This window comes from Flavobacterium praedii (assembly GCF_026810365.1).
In the GTDB taxonomy this organism is placed as follows: Bacteria; Bacteroidota; Bacteroidia; order Flavobacteriales; family Flavobacteriaceae; genus Flavobacterium; species Flavobacterium praedii.
Genome location: NZ_CP113948.1, coordinates 272,624 through 290,146, shown reverse-complemented (window position 1 = coordinate 290,146; position 17,523 = coordinate 272,624). Strand labels below are relative to the sequence as shown.

Genomic DNA, 17,523 nt, shown 5'->3' with positions numbered 1-17,523 from the left:
TAATTCCTTAATGGTTCAAAATATTATATTCTTTTTGGTCAAAACCGACTCAACATACTTCTCTTTATTAAACCATTAAGAGAGTAAGGAAAATTAAGTTTTGCTTTTTTCTTACTGAAACTTAATACTTAATGATTGAAATATTTTTAATTCGGTAAGCGTATGATTTTTTGATCTTCAAAATACTGCTTCAAAGCTATCAAAGCAGCAATTTCAGCTTCTTGTTCCATTAAATTTTTCAACATATCTGCATTGTAAAATTTCTTTACAAAATTGGTATCAAAATGACCGGACAAGAATGCTTCATGTTCAAATACGAATTTCCCAAAAGGCAAAGTGGTCTGCACTCCTTCAATTTTATATCCATCAATGGCTTTTACCATCAACTGAATAGCTTCTTCACGGGTTTCTCCATATGTTATTAGTTTAGCCAACATCGGGTCGTAATAAATAGGAATATCCATTCCTTGTTCAAACCCATTATCTACTCGAATTCCTTCGCCAACTGGTAACTGGTACACATCCAAATGCCCAACGCTTGGCAAAAAGTCGTTCATCGGATCCTCTGCATATACACGCAATTCCATAGCATGTCCTTTTATTTCGAGATCTTCTTGTTTGATTGCTAATGCTTCTCCTCGAGCTACACGAATTTGCATTTCGACCAAGTCAACGCCTGAAATCAATTCGGTAACTGGGTGCTCTACTTGCAAACGGGTATTCATCTCTAGGAAATAAAAATTGTCATTTTCATCATATAAAAACTCCACTGTTCCAGCCCCTAAATAATCACAGGATTTGGCAACCAAAACAGCAGCTTCTCCCATTTTTTTGCGGGTTTCAGGACTTAACACACAAGAAGGAGCTTCTTCAATTACTTTTTGATGACGTCGTTGAATACTGCATTCTCTTTCAAACAAGTACAATACATTTCCGTGGCTGTCTGCCATAATTTGGATTTCGATATGTCTGGAAGAGGCTACGTATTTTTCGATAAAAACAGATCCATCACCAAAAGCCGCAACTGCTTCGCTTATTGCACGATTCATTTGGGATTCAAAGTCGCTTTCTTTTTCTACCACACGCATTCCTTTTCCGCCACCACCTGCAGATGCTTTTATCAAAATAGGAAAGCCAATTGTTGTTGCCGTTTTTTTGGCTTCATCAATATCAATAATAGCGTGATCAACACCAGGAACCATCGGAATATTGTATTTCATTACTGCATCTTTAGCAGCAAGTTTACTTCCCATAATTTCAATAGCCTTTGCCTTTGGACCAATAAAAATAATTCCATTTCGCTCTGCTTCTTGAGCAAAATCAGCATTTTCACTCAAAAAACCATATCCTGGATGAATAGCATCTACATTCAATGCTTTGGCAACCTCAATAATTTTGCTTCCTAACAAATATGATTGATTTGATGGAGATTCTCCTATCCAAACTGCTTCATCGGCGAATTTTACATGGGGTGCATTTCTATCGATTGTCGAATACACCGCAACTGTTTTTATGCCCATTTTTTGAGCTGTTTTCATTACTCTAATGGCAATTTCTCCTCTATTGGCAACTAATATTTTTTTCATAATTTTCAATACGATTAAAAGAATAAAGAAAATAGAATAAAGATTATACCGTAAGAGTAAAGAAACATGTATCTTAATTCTCTCTTTTCTATTATCTATACTCTATTATCTTTTTTCTATCTATTCAAACTCAATTAACAAATCCCCTTTTACTACCGAATCCCCTACTGAAACAGAAATCGATTTGATTACGCCATCTCTAGGAGAAAGAAAACTATTTTCCATTTTCATTGCTGTTAGAATCAATAAACAGTCATTTTCTTTAACAATTTGCCCCACTTCAACTCCAATTTCCAAAATTAATCCAGGCATAGGAGCTTTTATAGCATTCACTTGTTTCACCTTGCCCACTTCAAATCCCATATCTTTAATTAAAAGATCCAATGGATTTGAAATAGCAATCACATAAGTGTTGTTATTTACCTTAACCGTATATTTTTTTTGATTGAAATTCGAAGCGATAATTTTCGCTTTAAAAGGTGTATTTTGATGTAGTACATGAAATTCATTGACTCCCGTAGGTACGGCATCCAGTTGAGAAATACTATCCTTTTCAAAATCAAATTGAAAAGTATCATTTACCGTTACTTTGTAATTATCACTCATTCTTTTCTCTTTTTAGAGGAGTAAAAGTATAAAAAGAAAACGTTTTCGTAAACAAAAATTTAAATTCTTGAAAAAATCAACCGAAGAGTTACAATTAGGGCGTGCCTCCACTAGAAAATGGGCCTACTTTACTAGGCGCTTATACGGCCCATTCTCTACTGGAGTCGGGCTATATGGGCTACTTCGGTAGCTTCCGTCTATCCCTCACGCAAACCCGTTCAACCCGAAAATTTAGTAATAAAAAGTAATACCATTAGTGAATGTAAAATAGTCCAAAGATGCGAAGTTATTTTTTTTCAAGACAACGATAAAAATCATTGCATAGCCTTAGCTATGGAATTATTTTTTGAGGACGTATTGGAGAAAAAGAACGAGTAAATTGGACTATTTTATATGTGCTAATGGTATAATTCAACCTATAAAAAAAAGGCCATAGATGATACGGATTAAACGGATTTTACACAGATAAAAAAATAAAATCCGTGCTTATCAGTTTAATCCGTGCAATCTGCGGCTAAAATTTAAAAAAAGCATTATGCTATAACACCAATAACCCAAATTCTCGCAAAGTATTCACCGGTTTTGAATACCAAAACAACTCAAAATCTTCCAATTGCAGTTCAAAATCGGCTTTTATATCCTGAAAAGAAAGCCCCCTAGCCCCCGAAGGGGGAATATTTGAAACCGAAATCTTTTGAAGCATTTCTATTAGCCATTCCCCTTCCGATTTATTGGTTTGAATAGTGAAACTTTCTTTTTTATCATGAAAAGTCAAGCTCATCATAGCCCAAGAATTTCCTTTTTTGGATTTAGAAAAAGTTTCAATTGTAGGTTTTCCTCCCAACCAAACAATTTTGGCAGTCGGTTTGATATTAAAGCCACTCATCGTTTTTGTTCCCCCTTCGGGGGTTAGGGGGCTTTCCTGCAAGGCATCAAAAATAAAATCGGCGCCAATTTTCGTCTTCGGGATTTTAAAATCAAACCAATCTTGCAGTTCGTAATCAAAACAGATTCCATGCATAAAATTGAACAACGATTTCTTGAGTCCAAAACTAAATTTATCGTGATCGATTCCAGTTGAATCGATAAAATTAATATCATTATTGGCAAAAGTTCCAATAGCTTCTGTTTCTTTTACGGCTCCAAATTGCTCTGGAAACATTCCCACCGGACTGTGCGCCGTCATGGCAAACTGATGCCAAAACCCTGATTGCAAAACGCCCGCTTCAAACAACTGACGCACCATTTCTAGGCTGTCCACCGTTTCCTGAACCGTTTGCGTTGGGTAACCGTACATCAAATAAGCGTGAACCATTACTCCTGCTTCGGTAAAATTCCGAGTAACTTTGGCCACTTGCTCTACCGTTACGCCTTTGTCAATCAGTTTCAACAATCTGTCCGAAGCCACTTCGAGTCCACCCGAAACTGCAATACAACCCGAAGCTTTGAGCAACAGACACAAATCTTGGGTAAAACTTTTTTCGAATCGGATGTTTGTCCACCACGTTACCGCCAATTTTCGACGAAGGATTTCAAGTGCCAAAGCGCGCATTAAAGCGGGTGGCGCGGCTTCATCTACATAATGAAAACCGGTTTCGCCTGTTTGGGCAATCATTTCTTCCATTCGGTCGCACAACAAACTCGCGGCGACAGGTTCATACACTTTTATATAATCTAAAGAAATATCGCAAAACGTACATTTTCCCCAATAACAGCCGTGCGCCATCGTGAGTTTGTTCCAACGTCCGTCGCTCCACAATCGGTGCATCGGATTGACGATTTCGATAACCGAAATGTATTTATCCAAAAGCAAATCTGAATAATCGGGCGTTCCTACTTGGGATTGTTTGTAATCCGGTTTAGTGGAATTATTTTTGTAAACTACTTTTCCGTCTTCAAGAAGAAAAGTTCGCTTAGCCTCCCCTAACCCCTCCGAAGGAGGGGAACTTGCAACATGACTACATAATAATTCTATTGGAAGTTCCCCGTCGTCTAATGTTATATAATCGAAAAACTCAAAAACCCGTGCATCCGAAAGTGAACGCAATTCGGTATTAGGGAAACCGCCACCCATAGCAATCTTGATATTCGGATAATGCTTTTTCACCCATTGGGCGGATCGAAAAGCCGAATATAAATTCCCAGGAAACGGAACCGAAATCAAAAATAGTGTCGGCTGAATCGTTTCGATTCTGTCTTTTAAAATCGAAAGTAAAATTTGGTCAATATATGTAGGTTCCTGTTGCAAAGCTCCGTACAATTCATCAAAAGAATTCGCGCTTCTTCCTAACCTTTCCGCATAACGACTGAAACCAAAGTTTTCATCGACACATTCTACGATAAAATCGGAGATATCCTCAAGGTACAAAGTAGCCAAATGCTTGGCTTTGTCCTGCGTTCCCATCGTTCCAAAAGCCCAATCGAGTTCTTCCAATTGAGCAAACCGTGAAGCTTCGGGCAGAAAATCTTCCTGACAAATTTGAAGCGCCAACGTTGGATTTTTTCCCTGCAAAAATGCAATAACCGAATCGATGGTTTTGATATATTCATCCCAAAGTGCAAAAATTCGTTTTGCATTATCTGAGCATTGTTCTATTCCTCCTTTGGGGGCTAGGGGGCGTAACCCTTCTTTCGAAAACAATTTCAAAATCACTTCAATCCCCAAATCCGCCTGAACTGATTCAATATTTTTGGTATTCAAAAACCCTTTGATATAAGCCGTTGCTGGATAAGGCGTATTCAGTTGGGTAAACGGGGGCGTGATAAGGAAAAGTTTTGGTTTCAAGAGTGAGATTGTTTTTGTGCAAAAGTAACCTATTTTATTTTTTGAAAAAGAAATGCATCAGAGATACCTGTATTTTCTTTATTCTGAAATATTATTATTACTTTTAAAAACTTAAAAAAAGAGAATTACCCTTCAATAATATTTTAAAAAAACAGACCGAAATGACATTTTGCATTATCAAAAAATCATTGTGGCTTTGAGTGAGATGAGTAGGATTATGAAGGAGATTGATAAAATTGAAATTTAAGCAAATATGGAAGAAAATGATAATACCGTAATGTTTCAGGACTTTGACAGAATTGAAAAATTCAAAAATGAAGTTATTAAACCCATCTTTCCAAATGTTAAATTTGAATCTAGCATGATGGTAACTGCTCTTGGAGAGCCAGCAACAAGTTTCAAAGGTAAATTATCGTCTGTAAACCTTTTTAAAGACACTAAATATGAATATAAAGGAGATAGTAAATTTCTTCATTACACCTCTTTATTCAGTTTAAAAGCTGTTCTTGAAACTGGTTTTTTGAGAATGTCAGAATTTGGCAACTTAATTGACAAAAATGAGTTAATGTATGCGTCAGAAAATTTCATCAACAATCCTATTTTTCAAATTAAAAAAGAAGAATTAGAACAATTGAAAGAAAACATATTCTGTCTTTCGGCCTGCCAATCAAATGAAGAAACTAAGCGAGATGCTTTTATGTGGGAAGTTTATGGAGATAAGGGTAAAGGAGTTTTTATTGAATTTGAATTCACAAAAAAAGACCCTAATAAATTTCTTTTGGGGAAAGTTCAATATGGGAACGAATCTTTAAAACCATTAAAAGACTTAGAAAAAGGAGTCGAAAAATTTGCAAAAGACGAACAAAATATTTTGCCTAATAATTTTAGCGAGTTCTTTATGGAGATTCAATCATTCCATAAAGCGGAACGATACAAAGTCGAACAAGAAGTAAGGTTGTTTTTAAAAGTAGAAAAACAAGCTCATAAAGTACATAAACTTGGATCCATTTATCAAGACATAAATTCTAATCAGGAAGTTAAATATTTCTATAAATTATTTTTAAAAGAAAGGCGTCCATTTTTGGATTTCGAAGATTCACTTTCTAATGAAGAAGATGCAGTTTTTGATGAGTTCCCGCAAATTGAAATAAAAAACATTATATTAGGTTTTAATATCTCTGTAAAAAATAAAGTTGCCATAACATCTTTATTGAATCAAATTAAAACTACTCATAATTACGAATTTGAAATTTTTCAAATAAATAATGAAAAAGAAATTATTAAAATGTGTTAATAATAGTTAAAGAAGCTCTCTATAATTTTTATATTGACAGCTACCTTCCAACTCAAAGACCGCGAGTTGAGTTACGAAGATATTTTGTATTATCAAAAAATCATTGAGTTTTTGAGAGAAAAGGAAAGAATTATGAAGGAAATTAATGAAATTGAGATTTAATGACTAAAAAACACGATTATTAAATGGACAATACAGGCGAAATATTAATTTATCAAAACCAGGAAGGCAACATCAAAATTGATGTGCGCTTAGAGGAAGAAACAGTTTGGTTAACGCAGGCACAGCTTTGCGACTTATTTCAAAAATCAAAAGCAACTATAAGTGAACATATTAAAAATGTTTTTGAAGAAGGCGAACTTATAGAAAATGCAGTTGTTCGGAAATTCCGAACAACTGCCGCAGACGGCAAAAATTATGACACCAATTTCTATAGTCTAGATATAATAATTTCTGTTGGTTATAGAGTAAAATCAATACAAGGAACTCAATTCCGAATTTGGGCAACACAACGATTAAAAGAATACATAGTAAAAGGATTTACTTTAAATGACGATCGTTTCAAATCAGGGAACTCCATGAACTACTTCTCGGAGCTTCAGGAACGAATCAGGGAAATACGATTATCAGAACGTTTCTTTTATCAGAAAATTAAAGACATATACACTACAAGTATCGATTACAATCCTAAAGACGAAAAAACTATTGAGTTTTTCAAAATTATCCAAAACAAATTGCTTTGGGCTATTTCTCAAAATACAGCTGCCGAACTGATTTACCGCCGGGTAGATGCTACTTTGCCTTTGGTAGGAATGCAGTCTTTTGACAAAAAAGGCTCTAAATCAGTTAGTAAAAATGATGTAAGTGTGGCCAAAAATTATCTCATCGAAGACGAAATGAAACTTTTGGGTTTATTGGTGGAGCAGTATTTGGCTTTTGCCGAAACTATGGCGCAGCAACAAATGCCAATGTACATGAAAGACTGGATCGATCGACTCGATAGCATCCTGCAACTCAACGGCAGAGAACTTCTAACTCATGCTGGAAAAATAAGCCATGATAAAGCATTAGAAAAATCATCTACTGAATATGAAAAATATAAAACTACTCAAAAAGCAATAGAAAAAGAACAAAATCTTAAAGAAATAGAAGACGATATAAAACGATTAAAAAACAAATAAAGTGCCATTTTAGTTTGAAGATGTGAAAAAACTACATGAAAAAAGCCCAATAAAATGGGCTTTTTGCTTATTCTATAAATTCTATTACTTTACTTGAACCAAAATCCATTTGGAAATTTCTTCTAATGCAATTGGAGAGAATGTTTGTTCGATAGTTTCATATTCGTCCATTAACCCTGTTTTGCATTCTTGAAACAGATGATTCAAATTTGGAATTATTGTGGTAGTTACTTTTTTATTTCCGCCTTTGGCCAATGCGTTTTTAATCGCAGGAATATTTACATCAGCGGGAACTTGTAAATCTTTATCCCCGTTGAGTGCTAGAACTGGACATTTCACTTTTTCTAAAGCCGATGAAGGATCCAATTTCAGAAAAGAGACCATCCAAGGGCTTGTGATTTGTGACGTTACTCCACTTATTTGTTGCTCGTTCATTTTGTCTCCAAATTGCACTTTGAAATAACTATTTATTTTAGATTTAAGATTAGAATCATTTTCTGGGGAAGTCAAAATCATTTCATAAGCTCCCTTAAAAATTTCTTGTCCATTTTGAATTTCATTCTCAGGAACTCCCATTTGGCGTTCTATCTTTTCTTTTTGCAAAAGCATCAATTGATCTCCGCGGATTCCGGTTCCCGCCAACAATACAATAAAATTTATATCCTTTGAATTCCCTGCAACTATGGGGGCAATTACTCCCCCTTCGCTATGCCCCATTAATCCGATCCTGTTTTTATCGATTTCTTTTCGGGTTCGTAAATAATCGACTCCTGCTTGAACATCTTTGGCAAAATCGGGAGTGGTTGCTGTTTTATAATCACCTGTTGATTGGGCAACCCCTCTATCATCAAATCGCAATACTGCAATTCCATTTTTGGTTAGATAATCAGCCAAAACTAGAAAGGGTTTATGTCCCAACAACTCTTCGTCTCTGTTTTGAGGACCGCTTCCCGTAATCAAAATTACAGCAGGGAAATGACCTTCCTTTTGAGGTAAACTTAAAGTCCCAGCCAAAACATTTTTATCAATTTTGTTTTCAAATAGCACTTCCTCTGTATAATATGGATAAGGTTTTTGTGGTTCTTGAGGTCTTATTATTGCTTTTTTTTCTATAATAGCTCTTGACATATTCATTGCAAAAGATTGGCCGCCTTGCGAAAAATTACCCTCAATTATATTGTCGCTATTCAATATTCCTTCGTAACCAATTGTAGCAGTTGGTATTTGTAGTTTCAAAATAGCATTTTCAAAACTGGTTGTCGTTACTGGAATGCCTTTTGCACCTTGATCGGGACTATCCATTGTTGAAGAATATCCGCTTTCGGTTTTAGTGATGTTAAAAACCACTCTTAACTGTGCCCCGGGAACTTTTAAAACTCCATTCCATTGTCCGGTAATTTCTTGTCCGAACATAGTAAAAGAAGCTAGAATTGTTATTATAAAAAATACGGTTTTCTTCATTTTTGTTGACTTTATTTTAAAATTGATATTAAATAGTTAAAAAATGGAACCCAATTGTTTTTGCTTTTTCTTTTTTTGAATAATGGCAAAAAGGTAAAATTTTTCCCTTTAGCCCCGATTGAAATGGAAATCCTTATAAGCCGGTGTTCGGCTTATAAGATTGAAATGGAAAGCGGGACGATGCTAGCAAAAAAACCTAATCTTTCTGCTTCAAATTAATAATCGAACTTTATTTATTACCCTTTTTTCTCTATTTCCTTAAACTTAATATAGGAATACACCATTGGGACGATTGCCAAAACAAAAACCAGTGCAATAAAAACGATTGAAAAAGTTGCACTTGGAAACAACAAAGCGCCTAATACAATTGTTAACCCGCCAATAACCCAAAGTTTACTCGCAAAAACATGAGTAATTTTCCAAACTTCTTTATTCTCTAATGTCCAAGGGGTGCGGATCCCGATGAAATAATTGGGCTGAATCACCTTGAAATAATTTCCCAAAACGGTAAACAGAATACCGATAATTGCATAAATCATATTGGGGCTAGAAAAAGACTGATGTTTGGAGATATACAGTATGAACAATGCCAACAAGGACATGAATAAAACAAGTATAAACTTCAATTGGTAATACTTTCCCCCCATAAGAGCGATTCTCTTTTTGGGATCAATTTTTGGGACAACAAGTAACAAGACATACATTAAAACAGGCAACATAAACAGTAATCCTACAAGTGAAAATTTGTCTCCCCAATGATCAACTTCGCCTTTGTAATTCCAATGTGTTGGTACTTTTGCGGGTAAGGTATTCCAGATAAAAGCCAAATAAACAAAAGGCATTAACACAATTGCGATGATAGGAAGTTCTTTCCTTAAAGTTACATTCATAGTATTATTTTTTAAAAGTTAAAATCCATTGCAACACATCTTCCATTATGGTGGTGTTGATGGAATAGAAAATAAATTGTCCCGATTTTTCGGCAGTAATCAAATCAGCACGTTTCAAAATATCCAAATGATGGGAAATACTTGGCTTTGACATATTGAACTGATCGGCTATTTCACCAGCAGACATATCTTTTGTTTTCAAAAGCTCTAATATTTCTCTTCGTGTGGCATCATTCAATGCTTTAAATATGTCGTTCATAATTTAAAGTATTTATATATTTAGACAAATGTCTAAATGTTTTTTTGATTTACCAAATAATATTTATATTATTTTTCTTTCTATAAGAAAATTTCTCTTTTCTTTTAGAACACTACGTTTCGTCATGTTTTTAACACAAACAAGCAATTAAATTGATAAAAAATAACAATTTAAACACATTTATTTAAAAAAAAATACGTTATTGCAAAACATTAATCCAATTCAAATAAACCAACAAATACCCTTACTTTTGAAAAGTCAAATCCAAAACATAAAAAATACTGAAGATTCTACACTTTGGTCCAGTTTGAAAGCGGGTGATGAAAAATCATTCTCAATACTTTTTGAAAAATATTATTCGGTTTTAATTCGCTACGGAAATTCATTTTCACCTTTTAAAGAAAAAGTACAAGATTGCGTACAAGATGTATTTGCAGATGTTTGGATCTACAGACAATCATTAAGCAATTCGGTTGTGGTAAAAGCTTATTTGTTATCTAGTGTTCGCAAGAGAATTGCACGCTTACAGAAACGTGATTATATTTTTATGAAGACATCGACTACGGATTCTATTGAATTTTTATTTGATTTTTCAATAGAACATCAACTTATCTCAGATGAAGAGTCAGCACTAAAAGTGGCACATCTAAATTCATTTTTGAACAACTTACCCGCCAGGCAAAAAGAAGCACTCTATCTTCGATACCATCAAGGACTTACCGTGGAACAAATTGCCGAATTACTACAGATCAATTATCAATCAGCGAATAACTTATTACATCGGGCATTACTTCAACTTCGAAGAGAATGGAAAGGCAATCTCTCCCTATTATTGTTATTATCTGCAACCACTTTTTAATTATTTTTTATTTAATTTAAAAATAATATTAATTTAATGAGTATCTAATAAAGAAACTGTCCTCTATGTTCTTGTAAGCTAATTTTTTTATGCAAGAACGTAATAATTATACAGAAATAGAAGATTTTTTGGCCGATGCCTCATTCCAGTTATGGGTACGATCAAAAGTAGATAGTCAAGGTTGGGAAGAATGGACTTTGGAAAATCCAGATCGTGCCAAATTGGTCGAGGATTCCAGATTATGGTTATTGGCGATGTCCGTGCACCATGAAGAGATCCCATCTGAAGTTATTCAAGGCGGATTAGAATCTACTTGGAAAAAAATCAATGAAAAAGAAAAATCAGCTGCCGAAGCAAAAAGATCAACTGTACAATTATGGCAAAAAAATTGGCTGAAAGCGGTTGCCGCGGTATTCTTATTTGGCTTTTTATCCAATTGGTTTTACAATAATCATTTTGTTTCCAATAATTCAGAATCTACTTATAATGAGATTATAAAGGACGATTACACTGATCTTGTGGAGCAAACAAATCATTCATACAAACCACAAATAATAACATTGTCTGATGGAAGTTCTGTGCTGCTAAAACCAAATAGCAAGCTGAGTTACCCAAAAATATTTACTGGAAACACAAGAAAAGTATATCTTTCTGGAGAAGCCTTTTTTGAAATTAGCAAAAATCCCAAAAAACCTTTTTTTGTATATGCTAATGAAATTGTAACCAAAGTTGTTGGTACGAGTTTTAGAATAAAAGCTTATGCCGATTTACCAAACGTTGAAGTAATTGTTCGAACTGGTAAGGTTAGAGTTAGATCGAATCCATCAGTAACAAATTCAAAAGAAAAAGAAAAAGAAATCATATTACTGCCCAATCAGGCACTTCGGTTTACAAGACAAAATCAAACCTTCAATAAAATTACTGATATTACTCAAGATGAATCTTTTGATCATACCCAAGGAAATATTGAACAATTAAGTTTTGAATTCACAGACATACCGGTCGCACAGATATTCAAGACTATTGAACAAGCTTATTTGGTAAATATTGATTTCCCTATAGATAAATTAAAAAATTGTCATCTAACAACCTCATTAAGTGATCAGCCTTTACCCGAAAAACTAAAAATCATTTGTAAAAGTATTAGCAACAATACCAATTACGAAATGAACGGAAATCAAATTATCATATCTTCAAATGGCTGTAATTAATTCTAATTTCTCTTTATAAAAAATAAAAATAAAAAAAGCGCCGAATATGCTGTAACATACTCGACGCTCTAATAAAATCAAATTGCACTCTGTAAAGTGAAATTTGTAGTGTTTCTTAAAATACCCTTTAATTAAATATTCATTAAAACAAAACCAAAATTATGAAAAAACCTGTTGTAAAACAACGATTACTCTTTCGAATCATGAAAATAACATTATTCCAGCTGGTCTTAGCATTTGTCTTTTCAACTGTTACAATGGCAAACAGTGTGAATGGTCAAAAAAAATTAGATACGAAGGTAACTATTGTAGTTTCCAATTTATCTTTGGATGATGCTTTATCTAAACTTCAAAAATCTGCGCATGTAAAATTTTCATATAATTCGAGAATTACGCAACTCAATCAAAAAGTAAGCATCGATGCAAACGAAGAAGCTTTGTCTAGTATTTTAAACGAAATACTTTTACCTTTAAACATCAGTTACTCTGAAATAAGTAATCAGATTGTGCTTCAAACCATACCTCCTAAAGAATCAACAAATTTTAACCTTTTAGAATCATTAAATTCTAATTTAATTGCGTCTATCATTGTTAAAGGTAAAGTAATCGACAATGGTGGAAATCCTCTACCAGGAGCATCAGTACTGGTTAAAGGTACTAATGTTGCAACACTAACTGATTTCGACGGAACTTTCTCTATAGAAGTACCCTCTGGAAATACAAAAATAGTAGTTAGCTATATTGGTATGAAAACGAAAGAGGTTGATGTTACTAACAATTTTATCACTGTAGTTTTGTCTGAAATAGGACAAAGTCTTAACGAAGTTATCATTACAACTGGATATGAGAAAACATCAAAAAGAACTTTTACCGGGGCTGTAAGCAAAATTACAGATAAAGAACTCAAAGTAGATGGTGTAGTTGATGTCAGCCGAATGATTGAAGGTAAAGCCGCTGGGGTAACTGTACAAAATGTCACCGGTACTTTTGGTACTGCACCAAAAATTACAGTACGTGGATCATCATCAATTTTTGGAGACACAAAACCGCTATGGGTTATTGATGGTGTTGTACAAGAAGATATTATTAATCTTTCATTTGCTGATTTAGCTTCAGGAAACTCAGAAACTTTATTAAGTTCATCAATTGCGGGTTTAAACGCTAACGATATTCAAAGCATAGAAATCCTTAAAGATGCATCGGCAACTTCTATATACGGTTCAAGATCATTAAACGGTGTTGTTGTCGTTACTACCAAACAAGGCAGAAGAGACTCACCATTAAAAATTACATACTCATTAGAGCAATCCCTTAGAACAGTGCCTAATTATGGACAATATGATATTTTAAATTCTCAAGAGTCGATGAGCATTTTTAAAGAAATGGAAGCCAAAGGATATTTGGATTTACCATCAACGGTAAATGGCAGATATGGAGGTGCGTATAATATTTTAGGAAGAGCAATTAATACGTATGTTCCTGAAACTGGTGGTTATTTAGTAAATAATGACCCCGTAAGCCGTAATAATTTCCTAAAAAAATATGAATTAGCCAATACTGATTGGTTCAATATACTCTTTAGACCTTCAATTACTCAAAATCATTCTTTGAGTTTTGCTGGAGGTGGTAAAAACAACACCTTTTATGCTTCACTAGGTTTTTACAATGATCCAGGATGGACTATTGCTGATCAAGTAAACCAATTATCATCAAACATAAAAGGAACGTTCTTTATAAATGATAAATTAAACATAACACTTTCTACACTAGCTTCGGTTCGTAATCAAGAAGCTCCAGGAAGTTATGAAAGTGAAAAAGATGAAGTTTTTGGAAAAGTTACCAGAGATTTTGATATCAATCCTTTTAATTATGTTTTGAATACCAGCAGAACTTTAAGACCTTATGATGAGAATGGGAATTTAGAATATTATAGAAACAATTGGGCTTCGATGAATATTTTAAATGAATTGAAAAATAATTATATGGAAATTGAAGTTAAGGACATTCGTTTTCAACTCGATTTAGATTATAAAATTAATTCACATCTTACCTATAATCTAACTGGATCCGGACGTTATGCAAATACAAGCCGTGAACATAAAATACTAGAAAATTCAAATGTTGTTGGCGCTTACAAAGCAGGAACTCCTGAAGGTGAAGATGGTGTTAACACATTGGTTAGGGATGAGAATATCTTTTTATATCAAGACCCTAATGACTTAACAGCTCCAAAAGTTTCGGTTTTACCTAATGGTGGTTTCTTGAGAAAATTTACAAATGATCTGACTTCTTATAATCTTAGAAACAGTATTACCTACAGAAATAATTTTAAAGATAAACATGAATTAGAAGGTTTCTTCGGGACTGAGATGCGTGTTGTAGATCGAAACAGTGATAATTTTACAGCAGCTGGACTTCAGTATGACCGTGGTCTTACCGCTTTTACTGACCCAAGAATTATCGAAAAAATAATTAATGGTGGAGATTCTTATTATGGATTTAATGTAGAAAAAGAAAGAACGGTAGGTTTCTTTGGTAAAGTTGGATACACTTACGATCGCCGCTATACCGCTTCTTTAACAGGTCGCTATGATGGGTCAAACAGACAAGGAGACAGTGGTTCTTCGAGATGGCTACCTACTTATACTTTTAGCGGGAAATGGAATCTTTCTGAAGAAAATTTCATGAAGAATGTTGAATCTGTAAACAATTTAAGCCTAAGAGGTTCTTATGGACTAACTGCAACAGCTGGACCTGCAACTAACTCACTGGCGATTTACAAAAGTTATATTACTGATCGTTTTAATATTGATGATAGAGAATCAGGAATCCAAATTGAGGAATTACAAAATGGAGCATTGACTTGGGAGAAACAATTTGAAACTAATATAGGTTTTGATTTAGCTATGTTCAATAACAGAATACAATTTACAACAGATGTTTACAGCAGAAAAGCATTTGATTTGGTAGATTATGTTATTACCTCTGGAATTGGAGGACAAAGAATAAAACAAGGTAACAATGCTAATATGGAAACCAAAGGTCTTGAAATTGGTTTCTCTACAAAAAACATTAATACTAAAGATTTTAAATGGTCAACAACCTTAAACTTTTCAATTTTCAATCAAGAGATTACAAAATTAGAAAATAAACCTACAGTTTTCGATTTGATCGATGGCAATGGAGGCAATACAGTTGGACACCCAAGAAATTCAATTTATTCGTACCAATTTACAGGCTTAAATAATCAAGGTTTACCTACTTTTATTATGCCTGAAGGGGAAACAGATAATATAACAGGAGCTGATTTTCAAGACAATCAAGATGTTACTAAATATTTAAAATATGAAGGTTCTATTGAACCAAATAAATCAATTGGTCTAGCAAATACATTTACCTATAAAGATTGGTCTTTATACGTCTTTTTCGTTGGATCTGGTGGAAACAAAGTACGCCTAAATCCTGTTTATGACAGTACTTATGATGATTTAACTGTTTTTACTAAAGAATTTACGAACCGCTGGATTAACCCTGGTGACGAAAATTATACAAACGTCCCTGTTATTGCAGACCAACAATTGAATTCGAATTATGGAGGATCAAGAACTCTGGCAAGAGCATATAACACTTATAACTATTCAGATGTTAGAATTGCAGATGGTGATTTTGTACGATTAAAAAACATATCATTGAGTTGGGAATTTCCAAAAGATTTGAAGAAAAAATTAGGACTTAGTGTCTTTACTTTAAAAGGCTCTTCTGTTAATCCTTGGTTAATTTATTCAGACAAAAATTTAAATGGCCAAGATCCTGAATTTCGTAATACTGGAGGTGTTGCCATGCCAGTTACCACTCAATATACTTTTGCTATCAACCTTTCATTTTAATATTATAAATTTATGAAAAACTTAAAAATAACACTATTACTTCTAACGCTTGCAGTTGTTAGCAGTTGTGATGATTTTCTTTCTGAGAAACCCGATAATAGAACCGAAATAAATACTCCCGATAAAATTACTGAAATTTTAGTCAATGCTTATCCTCAAATGAGTTATTTTGATATTGCCGAAACAATGTCGGATAATGTATTTGATAGCGGTCTAGCCGAAACACTGCCAAAAAATGAACAAAACTACAATTGGGATATTCAAACAGAAACTAATAATATTGATACTCAAGCCTTCTATTGGGATGCTTGTTACAGAGCTATTGCACATGCAAATACAGCACTGCAAGCAATTGATCAATTAGGAAATCCAAGCAGTTTAAATCCTCAAAAAGGAGAAGCATTAATAGCAAGAGCCTATTCGCATTTCATGTTAGTGTCTTTCTGGTCAAAACGCTACAATCCAGCTACTGCAAGCACAACTCTAGGAATCCCCTATGTTACAAAACCTGAAAATGAGCTACTTGCGAAATACAAGCGAAATACAGTTCAGGAAGTTTTTGATTTTATTCAAAAAGATATTGAAGAAGGGCTTCCCTATATAACTAATGGTTACAAAGAGCCAAAATTCCATTTTAATAAAGAGGCAGCTAAAGCATTTGCGAGCAGGTTTTATTTGATAAAAGGAGATTGGAATAGAGTAATAGCATTATCAAACGACTTAGGTGCAAAGCCAGTTGGGAAACTAAGAGATTTTGCCTCTTATGATTTAATGAGTGTAAATGACCAACGTGTAAATTTTGCAAGCAGTGCTGCTCAAACAAACTTATTAATTGTGTCTGCAAATTCAATTGTCGGAAGATCAGCTTCTCAAAGCAGGTTTTATCTTTCGGGTGATAAATATCAAGAAATTTTAGGGTCTGGCACAAGTCTTTTTGGAAAAAACTGGCTGTACAATTTTTATTCTTCCAATAGTAGCATAACTGTATTTCTTCCTAAGTTCTATGAGTATTTCAAGTATACAAATGTTACAGCCGGAATCGGAGAACCGTATGTTGCTGAAGTTTTATTAAGTAATGATGAGTTTTTCTTAAATCGAATAGAAGCTCATGTTATGGCTGGACAGATTAGTTTGGCAAATGATGAATTGGAATACTTTTTATCAACTAGAACAGCAGGATACAACGCCGCAACAGATAAACTAACGGAAGCTAAAGTTGTTGCAAAATACCCTGTAGTTGCTGATGAGTACACTCCGTTTTATACTATGACCCCCGTACAAACCTCTTATATAAAAGCAATTGCCGAAACAAAACGCAGAGATTTTATACACGAAGGCATGAGATGGTTCGATGTAAAGCGTTTTAATATTGTTGTTAATCACGAAATTAACAACAAATCAACCAAAATTTTAGTCAAAGATGATAATCGTAGAGCTTTACAAATACCTCTTCATGCTTCAGGTAATGGCATCGAATTAAATCCTAGATAATTTTTAAAAGCAA

The 17,523-nt window shown here is 33.9% G+C and carries 13 protein-coding genes; 7 read left to right on the top strand and 6 right to left on the bottom strand.

The window, feature by feature from the left end; translation table 11 throughout:
* Positions 1-146: 146 nt before the first annotated feature.
* The 3 genes from OYT91_RS01365 to OYT91_RS01355 all read right to left on the bottom strand — a co-directional run bounded on the left by OYT91_RS01365 (position 147) and on the right by OYT91_RS01355 (position 4,977).
* Positions 147-1,586 (bottom strand): acetyl-CoA carboxylase biotin carboxylase subunit, encoded by a 1,440-nt coding sequence (locus OYT91_RS01365; RefSeq protein ID WP_281239191.1) that lies wholly within the window; start codon positions 1,584-1,586, stop codon positions 147-149.
* A gap of 120 nt (positions 1,587-1,706) precedes the next feature.
* Positions 1,707-2,192 (bottom strand): acyl-CoA carboxylase biotin carboxyl carrier protein subunit, encoded by a 486-nt coding sequence (locus OYT91_RS01360; RefSeq protein ID WP_281239190.1) that lies wholly within the window; start codon positions 2,190-2,192, stop codon positions 1,707-1,709.
* A 538-nt stretch (positions 2,193-2,730) separates the two neighbouring features.
* Positions 2,731-4,977 carry a B12-binding domain-containing radical SAM protein gene (locus tag OYT91_RS01355; RefSeq protein ID WP_281239189.1) on the bottom strand — a complete coding sequence of 749 codons (2,247 nt, stop codon included), beginning with the start codon at positions 4,975-4,977 and terminating at the stop codon, positions 2,731-2,733.
* A gap of 253 nt (positions 4,978-5,230) precedes the next feature.
* On the opposite strand from OYT91_RS01355, the gene OYT91_RS01350 reads away from it, so the two are divergent.
* The 3 genes from OYT91_RS01350 to OYT91_RS01340 are packed head-to-tail and all read left to right on the top strand — an operon-like array spanning position 5,231 to position 7,452.
* Positions 5,231-6,271 (top strand): DUF2971 domain-containing protein, encoded by a 1,041-nt coding sequence (locus tag OYT91_RS01350; RefSeq protein ID WP_281239188.1) that lies wholly within the window; start codon positions 5,231-5,233, stop codon positions 6,269-6,271.
* Between the two features lie 33 nt (positions 6,272-6,304).
* Positions 6,305-6,433: a hypothetical protein gene (locus tag OYT91_RS01345; protein ID WP_281239187.1), complete on the top strand. Its 129-nt coding sequence runs from the start codon at positions 6,305-6,307 to the stop codon at positions 6,431-6,433.
* 23 nt (positions 6,434-6,456) lie between these two features.
* Positions 6,457-7,452, top strand: a complete 996-nt coding sequence (locus tag OYT91_RS01340; RefSeq protein ID WP_281239186.1) for a virulence RhuM family protein — start codon at positions 6,457-6,459, stop codon at positions 7,450-7,452.
* A gap of 84 nt (positions 7,453-7,536) precedes the next feature.
* Here OYT91_RS01340 and OYT91_RS01335 read toward each other — a convergent pair whose 3' ends face one another.
* The 3 genes from OYT91_RS01335 to OYT91_RS01325 all read right to left on the bottom strand — a co-directional run bounded on the left by OYT91_RS01335 (position 7,537) and on the right by OYT91_RS01325 (position 10,062).
* Positions 7,537-8,913 (bottom strand): alpha/beta hydrolase family protein, encoded by a 1,377-nt coding sequence (locus OYT91_RS01335; protein WP_281239185.1) that lies wholly within the window; start codon positions 8,911-8,913, stop codon positions 7,537-7,539.
* Positions 8,914-9,149: 236 nt separating this feature from the next.
* The gene (locus tag OYT91_RS01330; protein WP_281239184.1) at positions 9,150-9,803 is read right to left on the bottom strand and encodes an SdpI family protein; all 654 of its coding nucleotides are present in this window, start codon (positions 9,801-9,803) and stop codon (positions 9,150-9,152) included.
* 4 nt (positions 9,804-9,807) lie between these two features.
* Positions 9,808-10,062: an autorepressor SdpR family transcription factor gene (locus tag OYT91_RS01325; RefSeq protein ID WP_219317369.1), complete on the bottom strand. Its 255-nt coding sequence runs from the start codon at positions 10,060-10,062 to the stop codon at positions 9,808-9,810.
* Positions 10,063-10,312: 250 nt separating this feature from the next.
* On the opposite strand from OYT91_RS01325, the gene OYT91_RS01320 reads away from it, so the two are divergent.
* From OYT91_RS01320 to OYT91_RS01305, 4 genes are all read left to right on the top strand, one after another.
* Entirely contained in the window at positions 10,313-10,921 is a 609-nt protein-coding gene (locus OYT91_RS01320; protein WP_281239183.1) for an RNA polymerase sigma factor, read from the top strand.
* 89 nt (positions 10,922-11,010) lie between these two features.
* Positions 11,011-12,132: a FecR family protein gene (locus OYT91_RS01315; protein WP_281239182.1), complete on the top strand. Its 1,122-nt coding sequence runs from the start codon at positions 11,011-11,013 to the stop codon at positions 12,130-12,132.
* Between the two features lie 161 nt (positions 12,133-12,293).
* The gene (locus tag OYT91_RS01310; protein ID WP_281239181.1) at positions 12,294-16,019 is read left to right on the top strand and encodes a SusC/RagA family TonB-linked outer membrane protein; all 3,726 of its coding nucleotides are present in this window, start codon (positions 12,294-12,296) and stop codon (positions 16,017-16,019) included.
* Between the two features lie 12 nt (positions 16,020-16,031).
* Entirely contained in the window at positions 16,032-17,510 is a 1,479-nt protein-coding gene (locus tag OYT91_RS01305; RefSeq protein WP_281239180.1) for a RagB/SusD family nutrient uptake outer membrane protein, read from the top strand.
* Positions 17,511-17,523: the final 13 nt, after the last annotated feature.

Excerpts from the sequence above, each read along its gene's own strand:
- OYT91_RS01315 (WP_281239182.1), top strand. The coding sequence starts at position 11,011 with ATGCAAGAACGTAATAATTATACAGAAATAGAAGATTTTTTGGCCGAT.
- OYT91_RS01330 (WP_281239184.1), bottom strand. The coding sequence starts at position 9,803 with ATGAATGTAACTTTAAGGAAAGAACTTCCTATCATCGCAATTGTGTTA.
- OYT91_RS01350 (WP_281239188.1), top strand. The coding sequence starts at position 5,231 with ATGGAAGAAAATGATAATACCGTAATGTTTCAGGACTTTGACAGAATT.
- OYT91_RS01335 (WP_281239185.1), bottom strand. The coding sequence starts at position 8,913 with ATGAAGAAAACCGTATTTTTTATAATAACAATTCTAGCTTCTTTTACT.
- OYT91_RS01305 (WP_281239180.1), top strand. The coding sequence starts at position 16,032 with ATGAAAAACTTAAAAATAACACTATTACTTCTAACGCTTGCAGTTGTT.
- OYT91_RS01310 (WP_281239181.1), top strand. The coding sequence starts at position 12,294 with ATGAAAAAACCTGTTGTAAAACAACGATTACTCTTTCGAATCATGAAA.
- OYT91_RS01360 (WP_281239190.1), bottom strand. The coding sequence starts at position 2,192 with ATGAGTGATAATTACAAAGTAACGGTAAATGATACTTTTCAATTTGAT.
- OYT91_RS01340 (WP_281239186.1), top strand. The coding sequence starts at position 6,457 with ATGGACAATACAGGCGAAATATTAATTTATCAAAACCAGGAAGGCAAC.
- OYT91_RS01325 (WP_219317369.1), bottom strand. The coding sequence starts at position 10,062 with ATGAACGACATATTTAAAGCATTGAATGATGCCACACGAAGAGAAATA.
- OYT91_RS01365 (WP_281239191.1), bottom strand. The coding sequence starts at position 1,586 with ATGAAAAAAATATTAGTTGCCAATAGAGGAGAAATTGCCATTAGAGTA.